The organism is Gammaproteobacteria bacterium (assembly GCA_034522055.1).
GTDB lineage: Bacteria > Pseudomonadota > Gammaproteobacteria > JAABTG01 > JAABTG01 > JAABTG01.
In genome coordinates, this window is the sequence record JAXHLS010000002.1 from 3,017,449 (window position 1) to 3,040,657 (window position 23,209).

Sequence of the window (23,209 nt, forward strand, 5' to 3'; positions counted from 1 at the left end):
AGCGGTTCCGCCGTTGGGGTGGTGGAGATATTGCCCCGGCATCCGGCCGGCTCATTGGGTAGCCCGGTAGGAGGGTATGAGAAAGGTGCCGTACTCGAAGGCCCCCATGGTATGGGCGGCCGCGGGCCAGGGGCAGCGGGCCGCGCGGGTATCGCGGTGCAGGGGATCGGCCCCGAGGCCGCCCAGGAGGGTGGTGGGGTAGTCGGGAGCGGAGAGGCGGGCCACCCGGGCCTCGGCGCGGGCGATGCGTTCTTCGAGATCCACGGCGCCGTTGATGTGCTCGCCATGCCGCAGCCGCGTGCGCAGCAGCAGGGCCAGCTGGCGGCGGGCCATGTCCAGCTCGCGGTCCCGCTGGATGGCCAGCCGTTCCGCGTACCAGTCGCTGTGGAGCACGTAGTCGCGGGTGAACAGGCGGCGGATCTCCGGATGGTCGAGGCCGCGGCCGCGATGGCTGCCGGTGGCCATGATGTGGAGCAGGGCCTCCAGGGGCGGGCAGGCGTCGGCCACCGTGCCGTCGTCCAGGTAGGCCCGGGCCGCCCGTTCCTGGGCCTCGGTGATGTTGCGGATGCCGTCGGCGTAAGCGTCGGGGTCCTGGGTCTCGGGCCGCAGCATGGCCTCGTCGAACACCGCCGTGGGGTTGTCGAAGATGCGCCCGAAGTAGGCGTGGACGAAGCGCTCGGTGATGCGGTAGCCGAGGCGGCTGGCCTCTATCCGCTCGCCGTCGTGATGGAAATCCTCCAGCTTCTCCAGATAGCCCCGGGCGATCATGAAATCGGCATCGCGCTCCTCGCGGGGGATGCGGCACCAGATCTCCGGCACCAGCAGGCTGATGTCGTGGTCCACGCGCCGGGTCTCGCCCACGTGGCCCGCCGCCGAGCTGAAGCCCTGGTGGCCGCAGAGGATGAAGGACAGCAGGGCGGCATTGAGGTCCGCCGTGGCCGCGAGGCAGTTGAAGGGGCCCTTGGTGAGGGCGCCCTCGGAGCCGGCGCCGGTGGTGGAGGGGGACTTGCCGGTGAGGCTGGCGATGAAGTCCATGAACAGCTCCGGCAGCTCCTGGTAGTGGATGGGGTTGTAGACCGCCAGGGGACGGATGTCGCGGGCCGGTTCCCCTGGGTTGTTGCGCCGGCCGGCGAGCACGGCGTCGACGGGGAAGAGCACCGGCCGGCCCACGGGAATACGGCGGTAGAGGCGCATCCCCACCTCGGCCAGGTGACGGTCCCGGGGGCGGGCGTGGTCGGGGCGCCTCTGCAGATAGCGCACGTTGGGGCTGGGGCGGCCGTTCACCAGCCGCGGATGGGCCGAGGACACCAGGTATTTCCACTGGTCGCCGGCCACCACCCGGCGGACGAAGGCCTGCATGGGGGGCGAGAACTGGTCGAGGCCCACGGCGTCCCTTACCAGGCGTTCCATGTGGGTGCGGTCCAGGGGCTCGAAGTTGGAGATGAAGTTATCGCCACCAGCCAGGTCCAGCTCGGTCTGCTTGTCGGCACCCCGCACCACCGCCTCGTCGGGGCGCTGGAACAGGAAGGACTCGCAGTTCTCCACCAGCTTCAGGGACGGGCCGTCGCCGCCGCCGAGGGCCGCGGCCGGGAGGGTGAGGGAGACGGATATGTCGTCCTCCATCTGCACCTTGTCGGCGGGGATGTAGTCCTGGCGGGTCTTGAACAGGCGCCAGGCCTCGTCGTCGTCCAGGCCCACCCGCAGGTAGTCCCCCACCAGCTTGCGGCCCATGAAGCGCAGATGGTTGCCGGGGTAGCCGTTCACCTGGTCCACGGAGAAGTGGCGGCGCCAGTCGTCTCCCCAGGCCGGTGAATAGAAACGCTTGATGATGAACACGAGGGCGCGGATGTGCTGGGGGATGCTCGCCACCCAGGCGTTGTAGGCATCGGAGTACTCGGCCTCCGAGGGCGTCAACAGGCGGATGACGGAGCCGAGGGAGCGCTCCGGCGACAGCAGACCGCGGTCGTCCCGGCGGTTGGGGTCCCGGAAGCGGTCGGAGTAGTCGTGGCGGAAGATGCGGTCCACGGTGTCCAGGTCGGTGTGGTAGTCCGCCACGTACAGGGGCCCGGTGAGCAGCGCGCCGGCGATGGACTTGGATATCTCGGACTTGCCGCCGCCGGAGACGGTGCAGGGCTTGTGGCAGAAGGTGCCCTCGGCGTCGGTGCCCACCAGCCGCCACGTGGGGGCGTTGGGGTTCTTCTCCAGCCGGATCTTGTAGCCGCAGGGATGGACGTAGACATGCTCCGCCAGCAGCTCCAGGGACTCCTCGCGCTTCTTGCCCTGCCAGCTCAGGCGCTGGCGCTGCAGGTCGATATGCACGTCATCGGGCACATAGATGATCTCCGGGAAGGCGCGGTCGATGCCGTAGCCCTCGGGACGTACCTCTATGGCGTCGCCGAGGGTCGCCACGGTGTCGGCGAAGCGGTGGTCGTCGCTGCGTATACGCTCGTCGAGGCGGAAGGTGTCGCCGAGGTTGTAGCTGGGAAAGGCCAGGGCGCCGCCGGCGTGCTCCTCCTCCACGCCGCCCATGAGGTTGGCGGAGTAGCTGATCTGGGACTTGATCTCCTTCTTGGAGTACCCGAAGTAGTTGTCGGCGATGATGGTGAAGACGACGCCGCGCTCGTCCCGGCACACCAGCTTGAAGGGCTGGCCGTCATTGTAGAGTTCGTCGGGCATGCGCCAGCACATGCCGTCGCGGCGTGCCCGGGCATCGGCCTCGGCGTGGGGGGGCAGCCCGAGGTCCTGTTTGCGCAGGGTGGTGAGATGGGGGGCGAGGATGACGCAGCCGGTGGTACCGGTCCAGCCGTCCACGTCCAGGCCGGCGTCGAACTCGGGCAGGAAGGGGTCGCCGGCGTTGCCGAAGATGCGCTCCACGAAGTCCAGGTTGGCCACCAGGCCGCCGGGGACGAAGAAGCGGGTCTCCATGCGGCGGCCGGGTCCCACGCCGGCTACCTCGGGCACCACCCGCGGGCGCAGGTAGAGGGACACCCAGGTGGCGGCCCGCTCCTCCTGATCGGCGGTGAAGGGCAGCTCCAGCATGTCCGCCGGCGGGTTCAGGGCGTGTTCCAGCAGGCGCGCGAAGGCGACCACGGGGACGGCCTTCTTGTCCCCCGGAATGGGCAGCCCGCCGGCCACGACGTGGAACACACCGCTGGTGGTGCGGCGATCGCTGCGGGGATTGTGCAGCACTCCCTGGGCCACCCGGTAGGAATCGATGCGGGTGCTGCTGAAGTGGTGGCCGTTGGCGGGCAGAGACAGTTCCCGGGCCAGCCCGGGGCGGTCGAGGATGAAGGAGTCCCGGGGCAGCACGGCGTTCACATGCAGGCCATGCTCCGCCAGGTAGCGGGTAATGAAGTCGCCGATGCGCTCGTCCACGGGGCACTGATATTCCGCCAGCAGATGCCGCTGCTGGCGGAACACCCGCAACAGGTCCTGGGCGGCGATCTGGGTCTCGGTGTCGTCACACACTTGGTGGATGGGCTGCCCCAGGGTGGCGAGCTTGAGATTGATCTGGCGGATCAGGCGCAGGCGCTCCCGCCGGCAGCCGTCCTCCGCGCGTTTGGTCTGGTTGAGGTTCATGGCGATTCTCCTCCTGGGCCCGGGTCAATGACGGACGGATGGCGGTGTGGCAGTGGAGCCTGTCTCGCGAGACCGGCGGGAGCGGGCTTCGCCCACCGCCGCGCCCGAGTGGCCCGCGCCGTGGGCCGGGCAACGCCTGGTGCGATGGTGATGGCGGGGGCGCGCCATATCAGTGCAGGCCGCCGGCCGGCGGTGCCGTGGTCTGGGCGGCGGCCTGCATATCCAGCAACTCCTCGTCGGCGCCGGCGGCCTGGGTGAGTTCCGCCACGTTGTCGCGGGCGAAGAAGCCATCGAAGTCGCCGAAGCGCTGCACGTACTCGATGATGAGGGACGAGTGTTCCGAGGCGCTGGAGAAGATTTGCTTCAGGCCCTGCTCCTTGGAGCCGATGACGTCCAGCAGGAAACGGGTGCCCTGCTCCTCGATGTGGCGTACCACGTATTCGATGTTCTCCACCCCGCCCTGATCGCCGTCGCGCACCCCCACGGCGATGTGGTGCAGCCGCGGGCCGTAGTTGCGCACGAAGTTCTCCGTGGGGGAGGGCAGGCCGTCCAGATGATTGACGAAGTAGGGTGTGTTGTTGGCCGTGAACACCTTGGCGGGGCTGCGGGCCTCCTGGTGGAAATGGACGCTCTTGGTGACGTTGGTGGAGGAGTTCTGGTCGCGGATGTCGTAGGAGCCCCAGTAGTAGTAGCTGGACAGGGACAGCCACTCCAGGATGGCCACCTCGCGATTCTGGCTGTAGACCCGGGTCGCCAGGTGGTCCACCGGCAGGATGAGGCCGTCCAGGCCGAGGCGGCCCTGGAGGGCCTTGGCCTCTTCGTAGACGGCCTGGATGTCGTCGCGGATGCTGCTGATACCGAGGGCGTAGATGCGCCGCTGTTCCCCGGGGCGTTCCATGTAGGCCACGATGTTGTGGGTGTAGGGGGAGGGTTTGCTGACTGCCAGATTCCCCGGCAGTTCCAGGCGCCGCACCTCGTCGGCGGAGAAGAAGCGGAAGCCGCGCCCGGATTGGGCGGCCGCCACCTCGTGGAGGTTGGTGACCCGCAGGATCTCCCCCATGTAGCGGCTGTTGGGTTTGCGCGCGCCGATGGGATAGACCTCGTTGAGGCTGCGGAAGATGCCGCGGATGTTGGGGTCCTTCACCTCCCGCACCAGCAGGTCGGGGGAGTCCATGTCGATGCGCAGGACGTGGGTGAAGTGGGTCTCGCTCTCCAGGGTGACCAGGTAATGGTAGGGCGTCATCAGGCACAGCTCGCCGATGTACTTGGCCGAGCGGCCCGGGTCCACGGTGAGCATCACCGCCTCCACCTCCCGGATGAGGTCGGTGAGGCCGCTGGCGTCGCGCTCGGCGAGGAGGCGCCCGAGGTAGTCCTCGAAAAAGGCGGAGTTCTCTTTGTCTCCGTTGCGGGGGAAGGTGCGGGAGTCGATCACGGGTCTGCGTCCTTGGCGTTGGGGTACCCGCAGGGGAAAGCAATCAGCCCCGCCAGCCGCCGGGACTCGCGGCGCGACGGCGGCCAGCTCGCTAGTTCCTTCCATTCGGTTCCCGAAGGTAAGCCGATGTCGCCGTTCCCTTGCATCCTCCCGGGGCAGAGGTCGGGGAAGATGCCCTATTCCCGGCGCATGCCAGGCGGGGTCGGAAATCGGCGGGATTGGGGTGCTGCATCCACCGCCCCCGCAACGGCGGAACCGCTCTGCTTGTTCCGCCCTACAGCACCTGCCAGCATAGAGCGTAGCTGGCCGACCCCCGACCCCCGACCCCCGACCCTGACCCCCGATCCTGACCCCGATCCCCGATCCCGATTCCCGCCCCCCTCAGACGAAGCGCATGGACAGGTCCACGGCGTGAATGTGCTTGGTGATGCCCCCCACGGAGATGAAGTCCACGCCGCTGGCGGCGACGTCGGCGACGGTCTTGAAGGTTGACGTTTGCCCGAGGCCGCCGAGGGGGACGCGGCCGCCGGCTGACGGCCACCGGCGCGGGCCAGGTCCTCCACGGCGAAGGTCGTCGAACAGGACTCGGGGCCGGTCGACGTCGCTGGCCAGGGCCTCCCGCAACTGGGCCAGGTCCTCCACCTCCACCTCCACGGTGGTCTGGGTCGCTCGAGCTTGCGCCGGGCGTCAGCGAGCTCGCGGGGCCGATGGAGCCGGCGGTGGCGATGCGGTTCCTCGACGAGCACGGCGTCGTAGAGACCCATGCGGTGGCTGGGTGCCGCCGCCGCAGGCCACGGCGATTTCCCGGGCGGTGCGCAGGCCCGGCACCGGTGCTCTGCGGGTATCGAGGATGGGCACCGCCGCTGTCCCCGGCACCCCGCTTGACGTAGTGGCGGGCGACGGTGGCGGTGCCCGACAGGACGTTCGGAGGAAGGCGTTCCAGGCGCGGCGACGCTCGGCCGTGAGCAGGCGGCGGGCGCGGCCGATCCACTGGTGCACAGCATCCGGTCGGGCCTGCACCACGTCGCCGTCCCGGGCCGTCCAGTTCACCTGGGCGGCGCCGTCGAGAGACCTGCAGGTAGCACCTTGTCGAACCACGGTCCGCCCGCCAGCACCGCGTGCTCGCGGCTGGTCACCACGGCCGAGGCGTCGTCATCCTCCGGCACCAGGGCGGCGGTGACGCTCGCTGCGCCCGATGTCCTCGGCCAGGGCGCGGGCGACGGTGTTACGGAGATTCGCGCGGGCGGGCATGGGGCTTCCTCGATGGGCGGGTCCGAATATCCCGTTCGGTCTTCGTGGCGTCACGGTCCCCGACATCTACGGGCGTGTCTCATCCGAGCGCGCGGCGCGGTACTGGCGGGTGAGGCTGAATACCACCGGCGACAGCAGGGCCAGGGCGATGAGATTGGGTACGGCCATGAGGCCGTTCATGGCGTCCGCCAGCAGCCACAGCAGGTTCACCCCCTCGTTCTCACCGGCGGCCAGGGCCCCCAGGGGATGGCGACGATCCACAGCAGCCGGTAGGGCAGGATGACCCGCACGCCGAAGATGAACTCGGCGCAACGCTCGCCGCAGTAGCTCCAGCCGAGGATGGTGGTGAAGGCGAAGATGATGAGGCCGATGCTCACCACGTAGCGCCCCTCGGGGTAGCCCGGCGTCGAAGCGCCGCCGCAGACAGTGGGCCTCCGGCTCCACCGGTGATCCAGGCGCCGGAGATGACGATCACCAGGGCCGTCATGGTGCAGACGATGATGGTGTCGATGAAGGCGCCCAGCAGCCCGATGGCGCCCGTGCGCACCGGGTTCCCGGGCGCGCCGCGGCACGGCGATGGGGGCGCTCGCCGAGGCCGCGCCTCGTTGGAGAACACCCCGCGGGCGACGCCGACCGACGGCCATCCAGACGCTGGCGCTGCGGAAGGCCGCTGCGCCGCCGCGGTGCCGGGCGAAGGCATCGCCTACGATCGGTCGGCGAGGGCGGCGGGTACCTGGTCCACCTGGAGCCCATGATGATCAGGCGCACAGGAAATAGGCGATGGCCATGAAGGGCGCACGGCCGCGCCGCCACCTCGGCGATGCGGGCGAACGCCGCCCAGGATCACCGCGCCCCGCGAGGACGGCCAGGAGGAGCCCGGTGACCCAGGTGGAGACATGGAAGTTGGCGGCCACGGCGCTCGGCCACCGAGTTGGACTGGATGGTGTTGCCGATGCCGAAGGCCGCCACCATGCCGAACACGGCGAACAGCAGGCCCAGCCACTGCCAGCGGTGCCGAAGGCCGTTCCTGACGTAGCAACATGGGGCCGCCGCACATGCATGCCGGCGCCTCGTCGGTCTTCCCGGCAGCGGACCGCCAGCACCGGCCTCGGCGTACTCGGCGGCCACGCCGAGCAGGGCCGATGAGCCCACATCCAGAACACCGCCCCGGGGCCGCCGATGGCCGGATGGCCGCGGCGCACGCCGGCGATGTTGCCGGTGCCGATGGCGGCGGCCAGGGCGGTCATGAGGGCCTTGGAAGGGAGTGATGTCGCCCTCCTCGGCGGAGTGCCGGACTCCGCCACAGGCCGCGGCGATCCGCGCCGATGCCCGGCCGACGGTCATGAAACGCAGGCCCACCGTCAGGTAGATGCCCACGCCGAGCAGCAGGGCCAGCATCGCGCGGCCCCCAGACGAAGCCCGACAGGATTCGAGCAGCGGGTTCGACGGTCTCCCATTGGCGGGTTCTCCCTTACCTCACGGACTGGATCGCTCACGCGTCGTCATCGCCCGGGCTCCGAGGCGCCCGGCGGCACCGTGGTCAACGACGACGCGCTCCGAAGGCACATCGCTGCCGCGCCGCGGCTCGAGGTCGGGTTCGATCCCGACCTTCGACTCCGCCGCCACGCACCTGGCGCCGGGCCAGCCACCCGCGGGCCGCTCGGGCTGAAGCCCGACCTGGAGGATCAGCGGCGGCCACCGCCTGTTCCTGTGGCACGGGCTGTAGGTCGGGTATCCATCCCGACATTCAATCCGACCCGCACGCACCCCGTGCCGGGCCGAACCACCGCGCGGGCTGTCGGGCTGAAGCCCGACCTACAGAACATTTGCCACCGCCCTGTTCGGTGCACGGCACGTCGGTTGCTCTCGGCAACCGACATCCGTGCCGGCAAACCGCCAAGACTCCCGTCGGCTGCCGAGAGCCGACTGACAGCTTCTGCCCCCATATCCCCGCCCAACATGCCTTCACCCTGTCCTCTCTCCCCAGGGGAAATGGGAAGGGGTAAATGGGAAAAGATTACCATTCGTGCGTCGGCTCCGCTGACGCCGAAACGGGTGGATCCGGTGCGCCTTTTCAAACCGGCCCCTCATCCCCGATTCTTCTCCCTTTTCGCGTTGTTCTCGCGTCTTTCGGTGGCGCCAGGCAAAGCCTGGGAAAGGAGGAAAGAGAGTATCTGAGGAATGAAACGGCTTGAAACGGTTCCACCGTGCACCGTCGGTGTAAGTCCTGAAACCGGTAAGGCAGACCCGCCACCGGAAACTCTGAGCGTCGCGCGGGCTGGGGGCGACCCGTTCGCCGCGAAGCGTACACAGGGGGTGTGCAGGCCGCGTGATAGAGCCTCGAAAGGCGCAGCGTGGGGCCGACGCTTTCGAAGGGGCGGGAGGCAACAGGGTGCGGACTGAGTGGGTCGGGTCGTGCTCCCCGCCGGGGTCGGAGAGCAGGGCATGTACACAAGGGTCACCCAGGAACCTGGGAGGGCTCATGCGCTCCTTGCGGATAGTGCGATGCGGGCGTCGCCTAAGAAAAGGCCCCGGAACGACCACCCGAGGGGTGCCGGGCGGGTGGACGCGAAGACGGCACGACGCAAGGTACCGCCAAGCGAAGGCAACGAAGTGCGGCGGGATGGCGGATGAGCAATCGGAGTCGGCGGATAGGACCCGATGAGCGTGGGGGAAACTCACCCGAGAGGACCCACGGGAGGGAAGCGGCCGACCGGCGCAGACAGCTTCTCGGAGGGACAGATGACGCGGACATCGAGCCGCGAGATCATCCCAACGCGACAACGGAAGCGCGCGGAACTGGCGAGCGCAGCCCGGGGCAGGTGGGCCATGCCCATCCGAGGGTCTGTCTCTGACGAGCGGGGTACGTGGTGTACGCCACGTAGCGTTTGCTACATCGAGGAGCCGGATGCCTTAATTGGGCACGTCCGGATTCGCGGGAGCTGCGGGTGAGCAATCACCCGTGGCCACCCGACCGGTTACGCTTTTAGTGGGTGTCGGGTGAAGCCCGACCTACAAGGATCAGCCGCCGCCTGTTCCTGTGGCACGGCTGTAGTGTCGGGATTCATCCCGACATTCAATCCCACCCCACGCACCCCGTGCCGGGCCACTCCTTCCTGACCTTTTCCCTTTTCGTGTTGTTTCGCGTCTTTCGGTGCGCCAGGCAAAGCCTGGGAAAGGAGGAAAGAAGTATCGAGGAATGAAACGACTTGAAACCTTTCACCTTACATTTCGCGCCCCGCGACGAAGTTTTTCCGAATTACTTGGTTGGCGCGAAGGCGTATGAATGTAGGGTGGATGGTGCATGGATTTGTGTGGCAACTCAATGGCTTGTCGATCAACTCGTTATGGCCCGATCAAAATTTTAGTAGGCAAGGGCGCGGGGAAGCGGCACGCTATGGGCTCAAACCAACGCCTGTGCCCATAGCCGATGAACGATCTCGATACCCGGACCCAACAAGTCGATGCGATGCCGCTGCTCAAGCACGCCATGCAGGAACTCCAGCTCTATGCGCTGTTCGACAAGTACGTCCCCAATGACACGAATGCCGAAATCGAACCGGCGCAGGTGCTGTGCATGGTGCTCACGAACATCCTGCACGCCCCGACGCCGCTGTACCACATCCCACAGTGGCTGGAGCCCTTTACGGATGGATTGGGCGAGCCGGGAACGCAGGCGCAGAAGTACAACGACGACCGCAGCGCGCGGGTGCTCGACAAGCTATTCGATGCCGATCGGCTCCTGCTCACGGAGCTGAGCGCACGGGTCATTAAGGTCCACCAACTCGAAAACCGAGCGCTGGCACAACGACACCACCAGCGTGACCCTCACGGGCGCCTACGAGACCCCAATCCCGATGCGCTCATCCCCCGCCACGGCTACAACAAAGACCACCGGCCAGACTGCAAGCAGATCGCCTTCGGCCTGAACGTCACCGCCGACGGCCATGTGCCGCCACTGCACTGGGAAGACGGCAACCGCAGCGACGCCACCACCCATCAGACCAACTGGCAGGCGCTACGCCAGCTGCTCGGCCGCAGCGACTTCATCGACGTCGCCGACAGAAAGCTCTGCGCCCAGGACAACCTCGACCGCATCGCCCAACACGGCGGGCAGTTCATCACCGTCATGCCCCGGAACTTCAAGCCCGTCACCGCCTTCCTCGAGCAGATCCGGCGAGGAACCCACATCCCCTGGCAACAGCAGCTGAGCCGCCCCAATCCGCGCAAGAAAGGCGACGAACAACACGATCGCCGGTTCCAGGCCCCACAGCTGGCAGGGCCATCGCATCGTGTGGGTCCACACCGAGAGCAAAGCCGCCTGGAACGAGGCAATCGTGATCGGACCCTCGACAAGGCCGAACAGGCGCCAACCGAACTGGCCGGCAAGCTCGGCCGGCATCGACTCAAGTCCCGGCAGGCCATCGAAAAGGCCGGCGACAAGGCGCTCGGCAGCGCCCATCCCGACATCGACGCGCAGCTGAGCGAGCACCACCGCTCCGAAAAGGGTGAAAGTCGGCCCGGACGCCCCGGCCCCAACAGCCGGCACGAAACCCGCGAGCACGTCACCTTCGAGCTGCACTGGCAGCGCAACGACCGCGCCATCGCCGCCGCCCGGCGCACCGACGGACTGTTCCCGCTGCTGCACAATACCGACCTATCTCCCGAGGAGGTCTTCCTCGCCTACAAGGACCAACCCCATCTGGAGAAGCGCTTCAGCGCCGGAAGACCGTCTTGCAGGTCGCCCGGTATTCAAAAATAACCCGCGCATCGAGGCCATGCTCCTGATATGGATTGACCTGTCAACTACTGGCACTGGTTCTTCATCTTTGTGTTTCCCGTCAATGGTTTCAGTTCAGGACACGGAAGGCGTTTAGCGACGGTGGATCACTCTGATATGCGTGGGTTGGTTACCGACCGGACTTCACTGCGTCGCGGAGCTGCCCTTCTCTACGGTCGAGGGTCTGCCCTCCCGCAAGAGGACGCCACATAGGAGCGCCAGGGGTTCTCCTCACCGGCCTCCCATACCCTGAACCCAAACCACTGACGGGCACGACATCAGGCCAGCTGCCTCGACTGGCGTGCGGCCTGCCCATGACCTCGCAGGCGATCGCCCAGATAAAGCCGGCCAGTTCCCGTGCCACGGCGCTGGTCACCCGGTTCTTCTCCTTGCCGGCCCGCATCAGGGCCTGGTAGCGCCCGCACAGGCGTTTCTGCGCCGCCCAGGCAATGGCCTGCACCGCCGGCGAGGTTTGCTCGGCCCGTCGCTCGATGCACCGCGTCTGTGCGCGCCGGGAAGCGAGTAGTTCCAAGCGGCCTCCGTCAGCACCCGGCGCACATGGCCGTTGCCGGTGCGGGTGATGCTGCCCTGGCGCCGCGACCCGCCGCTGGAGTGCTCGCTCGGCACCAGTCCCAGATAGGCCATCAGCTGGCGTGGGCGAGTCGAAGCGGGTGATGTCACCCAACTCCGCCAGCGTCGTCATGGCCGTGATGAGACTGACCCCGCGCAAGCGCCATCAGGGCCTCTACCACCGGCGCGCAGAGACCAGCTCTTCAGCGCCCGGCGCATCTGCGCCTCCAGTGTCGTGCCACCCGCCGCTGGGCGACCTTGACAGCCTCGATGTACTCCTGCAGCACGATCTGCTGCACGGGCGTATCGGATTTCGACCGCGCTCCAGCCAGCGCAAATGCGCCTGGGTCCAGCGGCTCGTCCCTTCGCGATACACCTGCCCGTGGCGCAGCAGGAAAGCGCCCAGCCGCTGGCGGGCCTTGCAGCTCCGAGCGACTTCATGTCGTCACGGGCCCGGGTCAGATCGCGCATGGCTTCCTGCTCCAGTGTCCGGCACCCACACCGCCGTCAGCTCGCCCGGCCGGTGCAGCCGCGCCAGGCATCAGCGCATCGCGCCGGTCCGTCTTCAGCCGCTCCCCGCCTTGCGCGGAATCAACGACGGGGCCACCACCGTCGCACTCGTGACCCAACGGCCGTCAGAGTCACGGTACAGCCCGTAACCGCAGGGCCCCGCCTCATAACAGAAGCTCAGCACCTCACCATCCGGACTCAGCCTGCTTCACCAGCTTTGTCACCGCCGCCGCCGTAGGCCCAATCGTCCCCACGGTACACCGGCTCGCCCCGTCCCCAACCCGCCACCGCGACCGCAATGCTGTCCCTTGTGTACATCTAATCCCACGTAATCACTGGTAAACTCGTTCACGACCTGCCCCTCGATTATGGCTCTGTGCTAAATGTTCCCAACCCCAAACATAACCCACGTATTCGAGGTTGCGACCAATCCACAAGGTTCGCCGTGGTTCGTCGCCTCGATGCTGCTGAGCCTCATCGAACGCAAAATCCGGGCCCAGATGCATGAGCACAATATCAGCGCCACCCATCCGCTTCTTCACGGCTGAAGACCAAGGCGCCGACCTGGCGGGTGATCCGTCGTTTCTTCGAGGGCATCAACCTCAGCACCATCCTTCAAGACGGCAGCCCCATCCGCTCCACCCTCAAGGGGCTCACACCCTTGCACGAGCAGGTCTTGAGAAGACGTCGTTGATTTCCTGATAACGTCTATCGACAACTCCGCGACGGATGGTGGAACTTCGCTCCCTCATAACTCCCGGTACAGCGATTACGCCAACGCTTCTTTAAAAATCCGTCCGAAATCCGAAATCCGCAAACTCCTGAAATAACTCGCGCGAAATGTAACGACTTGCAACCTTCGTTGTGACCCCGTCGGCGCGCAAGTCCCGAACCGGTAAGGCCGGATCCCGCGACCGGAACCGAGTGTTGCGTGGATTGGGGGCGCCCCCGTTCGGCGAAGCGTACACCAGGGGGTGTGCAGGCCGTGTGATAGAGCCTCGAAAGGCGCAAATGTGGGGCCGACGCTTCTCGAAGTGACGGAAGGCAACAGGGTGCGGACCGAGTGGGTCGGGTCCGCGCTCCCCACCGGGGTCGGAGGGGCAGGGCGTGTACACGAGGGGTCACCCAGGAACCTGGAGAGGGCTCCATGCGCTCCTTGCGCGTAGTGCGATGCGGGCGTCGCATGAGATAGTGCCCCAGGAACGACCACCGAGGGGTGCCGGGCGTGGTGGACGCGAAGACGCTGCACGACGCAAGGTACCGCCAAGCGAAGGCAACGAAGTGCGGCGGGATGGCGGATGAGCATTCGGAGTCGGCGGATAGTACCGATGAGCGTGGGGAACTCACACCGAGAGGACCCCACGGGAGGAAGCGGCCGGCCGGTGCAGACAGCTTCGGGAGGGACAGATGACGCAGACATCGAGCCGCGAGGAATCATCCCGAACGCGACAACGGGAAGTGCGTGGCACCGGCGAGCGCAGCCCGGGCAGGTGGGCCATGCCCATCCGAGGGCCTGTCTTGACCAGCGGGTACGTGGCGGTACGCCACGTAGCGTTTGCTACATCGAGGAGCCGGATGCCTTAATTGGGCACGTCCGGATTCTGTGGGAGCCGCGGGCGAAGCAATCACCCGTGGCCACCCGACCGGTTACGCTTTTAGCAGGTCCGGATCATTCCTACAGGAGCAATCGTTTTAGTCCCCGGGGGCGCGCAGGGTCAGGGTGTCGCCGCGCTGGGCTATTTCCAGGCGCTTCAGGAAGCTCACGCCCAGCAGCACCTTGTCCAGGTCCACGCCGGGGTTGATGGTGGCCCACACGTCCCGCTCGGTGATGCCCCCCAGTTGCACGCTGTCGAGGCGGGTGGCGTAGCTCGTCACCTGACCCGCGGCGGTGTTGGCGCGCATGGGGTGGCCCGCGCAGGCCCGGTGCAGTTCGCGGGCCAGGCGGCCGGGATGGATACTGTGGTGGCCCCCGTATCCAGCAGGAACTCCACAACGGGTTCCGCTTGTTCATGTGCCCGGCGACGTAATGGCCCATGCGGTTGCGTTTGAGCACGACCTCGTCCCCACCATCGATACTGACGGCGAGGTCCTGGTTGGGCTTGTCCCGCTGGGTGAGCGCACCTGGAACAGCAGGGTCACCAGGCCGAGACCGACGATCCAGGCGCCGATGGTCATGGCGATGCCGATGCTGCGGGTGCTTTGGGGATTGGGGCGGTTCATGGCGTGGCGTCCAATGGCCGTAAATCGTAACATGAGGGCGTATTGCTCTCTTCAAGCCTATGCCAGGCTCAGGAACGATTAACCCACCGAAAGCTACGGCATAATCCATGACACAGGGGCTCCTGCGCTTCCTGCAGGCCATGACAAGCAGCGCGCGGGACCTGGCGCCCATTCTGCTGGTGATTGCCGGCTTCCAGCTATTGGTGCTGCATAAACTCCACGATCCCCGAAGTCCGGCCGCATCCTGGTGGGGACCCTGTCGGTGGTGGCTGGGCTCACCCTGTTCATCCGCGCCGGAGATGGCCCTGTTCCCTCTGGGGGAGACAATGGCCCATGCCTTCGCCCGCAAGGGCAGCCTGCCGTGGCTGCTGCTCTTCGCCTTCGCCCTGGGCTTCGGCACCACGGTGGCGGAACCCGCCCTCATCGCGCGAGCCGCAAGGCCGCCGAGGTGGCGGCGGCGGGCCGGGTCATCGCGGCCACGGATGAGGCCCGCGATGCCGATGCCGCCGGGCTGCGTTACACCGTGGCCCTGGCGGTGGGGGTAGCCATCGTCATGGGTGTGCTGCGCATCATCCGGGCTGGCCCATCCAGTGCCTGATCATCGGCGCATCCGGTGGTGGTGATGACCGGTTTCGCCCCAAAGGAGATCACCGGCGTCGCCTATGACTCCGGCGGCGTCACCACCTCCACCATCACCGTGCCCCTGGTGACGGCCCTCGGTGTCGGTCTGGCCTCCAGCATCGAGGGCCGTAACCCCATGGTGACGGTTTCGGTCTCATCGCCTTCGCCTCCCTCACACCGATGATCTTCGTCATGGGTTACGGCATGGCGTACTGAATGGAGACCCTGCGCACCCTCGATGGACACCGGCCTGTCCACCATCTGGGATGTGCTGCCCATCGTGGTCATCATCTTCGTCTTCCAGTTCCTGGACTGCGTGCGGCCCATCGCGAACCCGGTGCAGGTGCTGGTCGGCTTCATCTACGTGCTGGTGGGGCTGACCGCTTTCTGGTGGGGCTGCAGGAGGCCCTGTTTCCCCTCGGGGAGATTCATGGCCCGCCAGCTCACGGGGGCATCCGGCATCCAGCCATGGTGCCGGTGTGCCGTTTCCCAAGGCGGCGGCGGTGGCACGATCATCATCGGGTCGATCTCTTCGCCCTGGCCATCGGTTTCGCTGTCGCCATCGCCGAACCGGCCCTCATCGCCGTGGCCATGAAGGCCCAGGAGGTGTCCGGCGGCGCCATCCGGGCATGGGGGCTGCGGCTGCCGGCCGCCTGTTCGCCATCGCCTCCTCGGCACCTACCGCATCGTCACGGGCACGCCCCTGCACTGGGCATGGCCGCCTACGTGGTGGTGATGGTGCAGACCCTCTTCCGCGCCGCGGCTGATCATCGCCTTGGCCTACGACTTCGTGGGCGACCACATCAACGGTCAGCATGCCGGTGATGGCCTGGGCTGGGCCCCGCCGCGAGGATGCGCCGTGGAAGGAAATACCTGCCTGTACCGTTCGGCCGATCGCCTTCCGCCTATGTTCCCCATCATGACCGGTATGGGCTATGCCCAGATCAACTGAATGGCGGGCGCGGTCCCGAGATGTCGCTGAATGATGCCCCGGGATGAACGATGCGAAGATTGGGAGGCGGCGGTTGATTGTCATTGACGGGGTGCTCCCACGGGCGCCGAAGCCCGGAAAGGGTGGGGGCATGGAAAGCTGGTATTCGGCGTGTCCACGCCGGTGGAGGTTGTCGACATGCATTTCAAGCTGATTATCGCCCTGGTGGATGGACGAGACCGAACGCGGCGCTCAAGGCGGCGCGGGACGCCGGCGCCACGGGTGCCACCGTCATCAACAGCGCCCGGGGAGGGCATCGAGAAGGAGAAGACCTTCTTCGGCTCAATTGCACCACCGAGCGCGGCAACGTGCTGCTGTTCCTGGTGGAGGAGCACCTGAGCGGGCGCATCCTCGAGACCATCATGGACATCGGCGAGTTCACCGCCAGGAAGGGCACGGGCATCGCTTTCCAGGTCGATGCGGAGACGCCGGTGGGCGCTGCCGATCAGGCCGAGCTTCTGAGAGCAACGGTGGAGGGCGAGCTATGATTGAGAAGAGTCGGATCATGAAGGTGTCGGAGGTGATGAAGACCTCCTTCGACCGTGGATGGCATGGCCACGGTGGCCGAGGCCCTGGCGCAGACGAAGCACGTGGAGACCAAGCGCCATATCGGTGCAGAAGCGGGACGAGCACGACGAGGTGGACGCTGTCGATCTCGGACATCGCGCGCAAGGTGCTGGCGAAGGATTTCGCGCCCCCACCGCATCAACGACGAGATCCATCTGCAAGCCCGCGCCAATGTGCACCGGACATGGCCGACATCCGCTACTGTGCCGTCGCCGTTCACCCGCTTCGAGCTGTCCCGTGCTCCGGTGGTCAGGGACCGTGAGTGGCCGGCATCGTCAGCCTCACGGATTTGGTGCTGAAGGGCATGAGCGCGAGGCCATGATGGTACGAAGCTGCCGGCTGCTCCTTCCCTCGCCGCTCTCCGCCGCGCCGCCGTCGCCCAGCCCGACCTCGAGACCCGGCGCCGACGGCCTCCGCCCGGGACGGCCGCACCGAGGAGGTGAAGGACCTGGTGATGCGCGGCAGTGGCGAACGGGAGCCCGATGCCGCGGGCCGCACGGCTCTCCTGCTGCGGCCGCCTATTACGGCAACGCCACGGCGGCGGGGATCCCTCTTACCGAAGGGGCGGACCCCAACCTTGCGGACCAGCGGGGCCAGACCGCCATCATGGAGGCGGCCGGCGACGGCCAGGCCGAGGCGTTCGGCGCCTGCCGCTGGCCCAGGGCGGCGACCCCGATGCCCAGAACGCCCGCGGCCGCACGGCGTTAATGGCGGCCGCCGCCAACGGCCACGCCGCCACCGCCACCCTGCTGGTGGAACGGGGGGCCGACGTCGAACTCGCGGACCAGGGCGGCGACACCGCCACGACCCTGGCGAGAGCGCGCCGGTCACGACGAAGTGGCCCGGGCTCTCGCCGGGGCCGTTCCCGAGCGGGGATGTCGGTTGCGGGGTAACCGACCTCTAGTTTGTTTAACCACGAAAATCCGCGAAAGGCGCGGGAAGGTCGGAGAAGGGCGGTTGGCCTTTTCCCGGTGCCAGCGCGAGGGATTCCGGCAGTTGGCGGTCGTTTTTCGTGGCCGAAAGACTCAGCGGCAACTGTCCAATCGGCCAGGGGGCTGGCCTCCTACATCGTAAATCGCCTCCCGGTAGGAGCCGAGCCCCCTCGGCGATTCGCCCCGGAGGATGCGAGCCCCTCGGCGATTAACCCTGGGCCGTGGCGCTCCCAGCGCCCAATCGGCGGCAGGGCGTGGCCTCCTACATCGTAAATCGCCCTCGATCCCCACGGAGGGGTGGGCGCCGGGATACGCGCGGGACATCCCCGGCGCTCTGGCCCCCGGAGAACATGGCGCCGGCCTGAAGCGATCGCCTGACCATCCCATCGCGTCCATCGGCTGGCATCTGGTGGTGGAGGCGGCTGTCATGCCGGGAACCACCGCCCTGCCGGCCGCCCGTGCGGGCGGAAGGTACCCGCCGCCGGGCGGTTTTCGTCTCTCCGGTCCCACGCCGATCCGCGGCGGATGGTCGTTGGAGGATCCATTCCCATGACTACATCGACGGACGGCCCGCAGGCGGTCGACCGGCTCGAGCGCCGCCGCCGTTCCCCCGGCCCGTCCGGCGTCCAGCCTGGAGGCGGACGCCCTCGCCAGGGGCTGGTGCACAGCCGGCCCCGCTCCCCTGCCGCCCAAGTATATTCTCACCGACGCCCAGGGGTTCCCGACCTCTTCGACCGCATCTGACGACCCCCCGAGCACGACCCCACCCGGGTGGAGGACGCCCTGCTGCGGCGCCATGCGGCGCACATCGTGGATACGGTCCATCCCTTCCATATCGTGGAGCTGGGCGGCACCTCGCGCAAGACCCGCCGCCTGTTCGATGCCTGCGCGGCGGCCGGCTGCCCGCAGCGTCTACGCGCCCTTCAGGCGTGCCGGGAGCCACGCTGGAGCGCGGCCAGGGCCTGGTGGCGGACTATGACTGGCTGACGGTGAATGCCCCTGGTGGGGGATTACCATGCCGGCCTCGACCACCTGCCGGCCTTCGCCGAGACCACCCTCTACGTGTTCCTGGGGGGGACCATCGGCAACTTCAGCCACGACGAGGCGGTGGCCTTCCTCACGGAGCTGGCGGCCCGCATGAAGCCCGCCGACCGGCTGTTGCTGGGGGCCGACCGCTTCAAGGATCCGGCCCGGCTCCATGCCGCCTACAACGACGCCGCCGGCGTCACCGCCGCCTTCAACCTCGACCTGCTCGAGGTTCTCAACCGCGAGCTGGAGGCCGATTTCGACCCCACGGCCTTCGCCCACCACGCCTGCTTCAATCCCTCCAAGCGCCGCATCGAGATGTACCTGGCCTCCCTGCGCCCCCAACGGGTGCGGCTGGGACGCCTGGATCATGTCATCGAGTTCGACGAGGGCGAGGCCATTCTCACGGAGATCAGCGGCAAGTCCGCCTATCCGGCCCTGGCGGCCCTGCTGGAAGAATCGGGGCCTCGAGGTGCTCGCCCCCTACGAGGCCGACGGCGGCGACTATCCTCCTCATCCTCGCCGGGCGTGGCCGATCGCGAGGACGCGGCAGCCGCGCGGCGCCGGCGAGGGTGCGCGACACCCTGTAACCAAAGGCCCGCGGAAACATGGTAAAAAGCCCCGAGGAGGGCAGCGCCATCGCCCTCGACGGGACCACGGGCTGGCTGGCGGAGGGCGCCGCCCGGGGTGGTGTCCCCGAACTGCGACCAACGGAGCCCTGTGCGGGCTGCGATGTGGAACTGGTGGTGGTGCATGGCATCTCCCTGCCGCCCCGGCCAATATGGCGGCGGCCAGGGTCAGGTGGATGCCCTGTTCACCAACACCCTGGACCCGCGCCGGCAAGACCGTCTTCCTCCAGGAAGATAGAGGGTCTCAGAGTGTCCGCCCATTTGCTCATCGACCGCCGCGGGCGGCCTCACCGAGTACGTGCCCCTGCACGGCCGGGCGCGGCATGCCGGGCCCTCGGGCTTCCGCGGCCGCGGCGCCTGCAACGATTTCTCCATCGGCATCGAGCTGGAAGGCACCGATGACGACCCCTATGAGGACATCCAATACACCCGCCTGGCGGCGGCTGATCCGGAGAATCCGGCGCCACCGGCCCCGCCATCGGTCGACGACATGGTGGGCGGCAGTTGGCGACATCGCCCTTGTACGCAAGACCGATCCCGGGGCCGCGCTTCGCCTGGCCGCGGCTGCACCGGCTGCTCGCAGGGAAGGGCCCATGACCCGGGGTTTCGTGGACCTCATCCGCCACGGTGAGCCGGTGGGCGGGCGTCGCTATCGTGGCCAGCGGGACGAATCCCCTCGAGCGAACGGGGCTGGCAACAGATGTGGCATGCGGTGGGTGAGGACCGACCCTGGCAGCGGGTCATCACCTCGCCGCTCATCCGCTGCCGGGCCTTCGCCGAGGCCCTAACCCAGACCGACGGCGTCCCTCTGCACGTGGAGCCCCGCTTCATGGAGGTGGGCTTCGGTGTGTGGGAAGGCCGCAGTCGCGACGAGCTGCAGGCCGAATTGGGGGCGGAGCCTCGGGCGCTTCGATGCCGCGCCCATGGCCAACCGCCCTAGGCGAGGTGCCGAGCCGCTGGCCAGATATCGCCAGCCGCGTGACGGCCGGTTGGCATGCAGTGGACCACGGGCCACACCAGGGCGAGCGGTCGCCGGCGGGTCAAGACCATGCCGGGGCGATCCGCGCCATCCTCGGCGGGGTCCTCGATCACCTTCCCTCACGAGAACTTCTACCGGCTGAACGTGGATAATGCCGGGCTCGCTGGCGATCCAGTTCTGCGACGAATCGGCCGCCCGTGGTCATGTTCCACGGTGGCAGCCGTGGCGGTCATGCGGTGGAGGACTAGTCCTCCTCATCTTTCCGTCGGCGGCGTGGTCAGCCGCAGGCGCATCTGTTTCTCGATCTCGATGATGGTGAACAGGGCCATGCCGATGAGGATGATGAGCACCCCGTCGAGAAGGGGATGGCCGCGGTGGCGAAGATCGCCTGCAGGGGGGCAGGTCGGTGATGGCTGAACTGGCCGACGGTGACCGACGATGACCACCAGCCAGACCACGCCGGGTGCCGCGTACCGCCTTCCAGGTGAGGGAGGTGCCATACATGTTGCGGATAAAGAACAGGTGGAACATCTCCATCACCACCAGGGTGTTCATGGCCAGGCTGCGTGCCAGATCCAGGCTGTAGCCTTTGTCGATGGCATAGGCGTACGATGCCGAACACGCCGGCCAGGAACAGGGAGGCCACCAGCACGATATGCCACACCAGGCTGCCTGAGAGCAGGGGCTCGTTGCGGGGTCGCGGTGGGCGCCGCATGGTGTTCGCCTCGGTGGGCTCGAAGGCCAGGGCCATGCCGAGGCTCACGGCGGTGATCATGTTCACCCACAGGATCTGCATCGGGGTGATGGGCAGGGTCATGCCGAGGAGCAGGGCGAGGATGATGGTGGAGGCCTCGCCGGCCGTTGGTGGGCAGGGTCCAGCTGATCGACCTTCTTGATGTTGTCGTAGACGGTGCGTCCCTCCCGCACGGCGGCGGCGATGGAGGCGAAGTTGTCGTCCGCCAGCACCAGCTCCGAGGCCTCCTTGGCCGCCTCGCTGCCACCCAGGCCCATGGCGATGCCGGCATCGGCCCGCTTGAGGGCCGGGGCGTCGTTGACGCCGTCCCCGGTCATGGCCACCGACAGGCCGTGGGCCTGCAGCGCCATCACCAGCCGCAGCTTGTGCTCGGGGCTGGTGCGGGCGAACACGTCGGTTTCCAACACCGCCGTGGCGAGGGCGGCGTCATCGAGTCGGTCGATGTCCGCGACCCGTGAGGACGGTGTCGGGATGGCGCAGCCCCACCTGGCGCCCGATGGCGGCCGCGGTGATGGCGTGGTCCCCGGTGATCATCTTCACTCCGATGCCGGCGGCATGGCATTCCCGCACCGCCGCGATGGCGTCCTCCCGCGGCGGATCGATGAGGCCCACCAGGCCGAGGAGGGTGAGGGTCCCTTCCACGTCCGCGTTCTCCACCACGGTATGCTCCGGCGGTACCTCCCGGATGGCCAGGGCCAGCACCCGCTGGCCCTGCTGTGCGATCTCCTCCGCCCGCTGTCGCCACAAGCCCACATCCAGGGGCGCCGTGGCGCCCGGGTCGCTGCGCTGGTCGCGGCACATGGCGAGGATGCGCTCCGGGGCACCCTTGACGAAGATGGCGGCATGGCCTTCGTGGTCATGGTTGAGGGTGGCCATGAACTGGTACTTGGAATCGAAGGGGATGACATCGGTGCGTTGCCACTGCTGCCGGGTCTCGGCCACCAACCGCCCGGTCTTCCCGGCGAAGGCGAGCAGGGCGCCTTCCATCGGGGTCGCCTTCCACCAGCCATGAGCCTTCCTGGTTCTTCAGCTCGGCGTCGTTGCAGAGCACCGCGGCGAGGCCCGCCGCATCCAGGGCCGGATGGTCCTCCGGCGCGACCGTCCGGTCGTCGAGGCAAATGGTGCCGGCCGGCTTGTAGCCGCCGGCGTCCACTTGAAAGGTGTGCGCCGCCGTGGCCAGGGTGGCGACGCTCATCTCGTTGCGGGTTAGGGTGCCCGTCTTGTCGGAGCAGATGACGGATACCGAGCCCAGGGTCTCGATGGCGGGCAGCCGACGCACGATGGCGTTGCGCCTGGCCATGGCCTGGACTCCTACCGCCAGGGTGATGGTGAGCACCGCCGGCAGGCCCTCGGGAATGGCGGCCACGGACAGGCCCACCACCGCCATGAACAGTTCGTCGAACTCGCGGTGCAGCACGAAGTAGCCGAAGGCCAGGATGAGCCCGGCGATGGCGAGGATGAACAGGGTGAGCCACTTGGCGAATATCGCCATCTGCTCCACCAGGGGGGTGGTGAGGGTCTCCACGGTCGACAGCAGGCCGCTGATGCGCCCGATTCTCGGTATGCACCGCCGGTGGCCGACGCACCCCCATGCCCTGGCCGCTGGTGACGGTGGTACCGCTGAAGGCCATGCAGAAGCCGATCCCCCAGGGGAGCCTCCGCGGCCACCGGGGCGATATCCTTCTCCACGGCCACGGACTCGCCGGTGAGGATGGCCTCCTGGATCTGCAGGCCATGGGCCTTCGAGCAGGCGCAGGTCGGCGGGGACCTTGTCCCCCGCCTCCATCAGCACGATATCGCCGGGCACGAGCCGTTCTCCGTCCACCGTGTGGCGGGCATCGCCGCCCGCAGCACCGAGGCCCGCGGCGCCAGCATCTGCCGTATGGCGTCCATGGCCTTCTCGGCCTTGCCCTCCTGGAGGAAGCCAATGAGGGCGTTGATCAGCACCACGGCGATGATGACCGCCGTGTCCACCAAGTGGTCCAGCAGGGCGGTGATCGGCCGGCCAGCAGGACGTCAATCAGAATGTTGTGGAACTGCAGCATGAAGCGCGTCAGGGCACTGCGCCGCGGCGGCTCCGGCAGCTTATTGGGTCCGTGGCTGGCCAGGCGCTCCCGGGCCGCTTCGTCGGAGAGGCCGGAGGGAGTGGAGTCGACCTTGGAGAGGACGTCGTCCCCGGGCAGATGGTGCCAGCCGCGTGAGTCATTCATGCTCGCCATTGTCCCCGTTTTCCATGTTGATTTCAGTGCGCTGCCGGTCATGCCCCCGGCCCTGCCAGCAACAGCCCCAACAGCAGGCCGGCCATGACCGCCACGGGCCAGCGCCCGAGGAACGCCTCGATCCGTGCAGCCAGTCTTTGCGGGGCGGA

At 67.6% G+C, this 23,209-nt stretch carries 16 protein-coding genes and 5 pseudogenes; 10 read left to right on the forward strand and 11 right to left on the reverse strand.

Annotated elements, in window-relative coordinates:
* Positions 1 to 51: 51 nt before the first annotated feature.
* The 8 genes and pseudogenes from U5S82_14570 to U5S82_14605 form a co-directional block, all read right to left on the reverse strand.
* Positions 52 to 3,579 (reverse strand): hypothetical protein, encoded by a 3,528-nt coding sequence (locus U5S82_14570; GenBank protein ID MDZ7752853.1) that lies wholly within the window; start codon positions 3,577 to 3,579, stop codon positions 52 to 54.
* A gap of 169 nt (positions 3,580 to 3,748) precedes the next feature.
* A complete protein-coding gene (locus U5S82_14575; GenBank protein MDZ7752854.1) occupies positions 3,749 to 5,011 on the reverse strand; it encodes a hypothetical protein in 1,263 nt (420 codons plus the stop codon).
* A gap of 381 nt (positions 5,012 to 5,392) precedes the next feature.
* Positions 5,393 to 5,653: a hypothetical protein gene (locus tag U5S82_14580; GenBank protein ID MDZ7752855.1), complete on the reverse strand. Its 261-nt coding sequence runs from the start codon at positions 5,651 to 5,653 to the stop codon at positions 5,393 to 5,395.
* 675 nt (positions 5,654 to 6,328) lie between these two features.
* Positions 6,329 to 6,472, reverse strand: a complete 144-nt coding sequence (locus U5S82_14585) for an alanine:cation symporter family protein (protein ID MDZ7752856.1) — start codon at positions 6,470 to 6,472, stop codon at positions 6,329 to 6,331.
* Positions 6,469 to 6,642, reverse strand: coding sequence for an alanine:cation symporter family protein (locus tag U5S82_14590; protein ID MDZ7752857.1), 174 nt, complete (start codon positions 6,640 to 6,642; stop codon positions 6,469 to 6,471). Before U5S82_14590 ends, U5S82_14585 begins: the two co-directional genes overlap by 4 nt.
* A complete protein-coding gene (locus U5S82_14595) occupies positions 6,636 to 6,962 on the reverse strand; it encodes an alanine:cation symporter family protein (protein MDZ7752858.1) in 327 nt (108 codons plus the stop codon). Before U5S82_14595 ends, U5S82_14590 begins: the two co-directional genes overlap by 7 nt.
* Positions 6,963 to 7,105: 143 nt before the next feature.
* Positions 7,106 to 7,414: an alanine:cation symporter family protein gene (locus U5S82_14600; protein MDZ7752859.1), complete on the reverse strand. Its 309-nt coding sequence runs from the start codon at positions 7,412 to 7,414 to the stop codon at positions 7,106 to 7,108.
* A gap of 41 nt (positions 7,415 to 7,455) precedes the next feature.
* A pseudogene (locus U5S82_14605) lies at positions 7,456 to 7,509 on the reverse strand (hypothetical protein).
* Positions 7,510 to 9,692: 2,183 nt separating this feature from the next.
* On the opposite strand from U5S82_14605, the gene U5S82_14610 reads away from it, so the two are divergent.
* Entirely contained in the window at positions 9,693 to 11,024 is a 1,332-nt protein-coding gene (locus U5S82_14610; protein ID MDZ7752860.1) for an IS1634 family transposase, read from the forward strand.
* A 420-nt stretch (positions 11,025 to 11,444) separates the two neighbouring features.
* Here U5S82_14610 and U5S82_14615 read toward each other — a convergent pair whose 3' ends face one another.
* Positions 11,445 to 11,687 carry a transposase gene (locus U5S82_14615; protein ID MDZ7752861.1) on the reverse strand — a complete coding sequence of 81 codons (243 nt, stop codon included), beginning with the start codon at positions 11,685 to 11,687 and terminating at the stop codon, positions 11,445 to 11,447.
* A 1,006-nt stretch (positions 11,688 to 12,693) separates the two neighbouring features.
* Between U5S82_14615 and U5S82_14620 the strand changes: the two genes are divergently transcribed.
* Positions 12,694 to 12,816: a hypothetical protein gene (locus U5S82_14620; GenBank protein MDZ7752862.1), complete on the forward strand. Its 123-nt coding sequence runs from the start codon at positions 12,694 to 12,696 to the stop codon at positions 12,814 to 12,816.
* A gap of 998 nt (positions 12,817 to 13,814) precedes the next feature.
* Here U5S82_14620 and U5S82_14625 read toward each other — a convergent pair.
* On the reverse strand, positions 13,815 to 14,078 hold the full coding sequence (locus U5S82_14625) for a retropepsin-like aspartic protease (protein ID MDZ7752863.1): 264 nt from the start codon (positions 14,076 to 14,078) through the stop codon (positions 13,815 to 13,817).
* 371 nt (positions 14,079 to 14,449) lie between these two features.
* Between U5S82_14625 and U5S82_14630 the strand changes: the two are divergent.
* The 8 genes and pseudogenes from U5S82_14630 to U5S82_14665 all read left to right on the forward strand — a co-directional run bounded on the left by U5S82_14630 (position 14,450) and on the right by U5S82_14665 (position 20,048).
* Positions 14,450 to 15,179, forward strand: a pseudogene (locus tag U5S82_14630) (DUF1538 domain-containing protein).
* Positions 15,180 to 15,201: 22 nt separating this feature from the next.
* Entirely contained in the window at positions 15,202 to 15,558 is a 357-nt protein-coding gene (locus U5S82_14635; protein ID MDZ7752864.1) for a DUF1538 family protein, read from the forward strand.
* Between the two features lie 180 nt (positions 15,559 to 15,738).
* Positions 15,739 to 15,915 (forward strand): hypothetical protein, encoded by a 177-nt coding sequence (locus U5S82_14640; GenBank protein MDZ7752865.1) that lies wholly within the window; start codon positions 15,739 to 15,741, stop codon positions 15,913 to 15,915.
* A 177-nt stretch (positions 15,916 to 16,092) separates the two neighbouring features.
* Positions 16,093 to 16,442 (forward strand): annotated as a pseudogene (locus U5S82_14645) (P-II family nitrogen regulator).
* A 561-nt stretch (positions 16,443 to 17,003) separates the two neighbouring features.
* Entirely contained in the window at positions 17,004 to 17,414 is a 411-nt protein-coding gene (locus U5S82_14650; protein MDZ7752866.1) for a hypothetical protein, read from the forward strand.
* An 801-nt stretch (positions 17,415 to 18,215) separates the two neighbouring features.
* Positions 18,216 to 19,094: pseudogene (locus U5S82_14655) on the forward strand (L-histidine N(alpha)-methyltransferase).
* Positions 19,095 to 19,406: 312 nt separating this feature from the next.
* Positions 19,407 to 19,739: an N-acetylmuramoyl-L-alanine amidase gene (locus U5S82_14660; protein MDZ7752867.1), complete on the forward strand. Its 333-nt coding sequence runs from the start codon at positions 19,407 to 19,409 to the stop codon at positions 19,737 to 19,739.
* Between the two features lie 81 nt (positions 19,740 to 19,820).
* Positions 19,821 to 20,048, forward strand: a complete 228-nt coding sequence (locus U5S82_14665; GenBank protein ID MDZ7752868.1) for a histidine phosphatase family protein — start codon at positions 19,821 to 19,823, stop codon at positions 20,046 to 20,048.
* Positions 20,049 to 20,341: 293 nt separating this feature from the next.
* Here the strand turns inward: U5S82_14665 and U5S82_14670 are convergent.
* Positions 20,342 to 23,051 (reverse strand): annotated as a pseudogene (locus U5S82_14670) (HAD-IC family P-type ATPase).
* Positions 23,052 to 23,209: the final 158 nt, after the last annotated feature.

Excerpts from the sequence above, each read along its gene's own strand:
- U5S82_14570 (MDZ7752853.1), bottom strand. The coding sequence starts at position 3,579 with ATGAACCTCAACCAGACCAAACGCGCGGAGGACGGCTGCCGGCGGGAG.
- U5S82_14595 (MDZ7752858.1), bottom strand. The coding sequence starts at position 6,962 with ATGCCTTCGCCCGGCACCGCGGCGGCGCAGCGGCCTTCCGCAGCGCCA.
- U5S82_14610 (MDZ7752860.1), top strand. The coding sequence starts at position 9,693 with ATGAACGATCTCGATACCCGGACCCAACAAGTCGATGCGATGCCGCTG.
- U5S82_14615 (MDZ7752861.1), bottom strand. The coding sequence starts at position 11,687 with ATGGCCTATCTGGGACTGGTGCCGAGCGAGCACTCCAGCGGCGGGTCG.
- U5S82_14635 (MDZ7752864.1), top strand. The coding sequence starts at position 15,202 with ATGGACACCGGCCTGTCCACCATCTGGGATGTGCTGCCCATCGTGGTC.
- U5S82_14650 (MDZ7752866.1), top strand. The coding sequence starts at position 17,004 with ATGCCGCGGGCCGCACGGCTCTCCTGCTGCGGCCGCCTATTACGGCAA.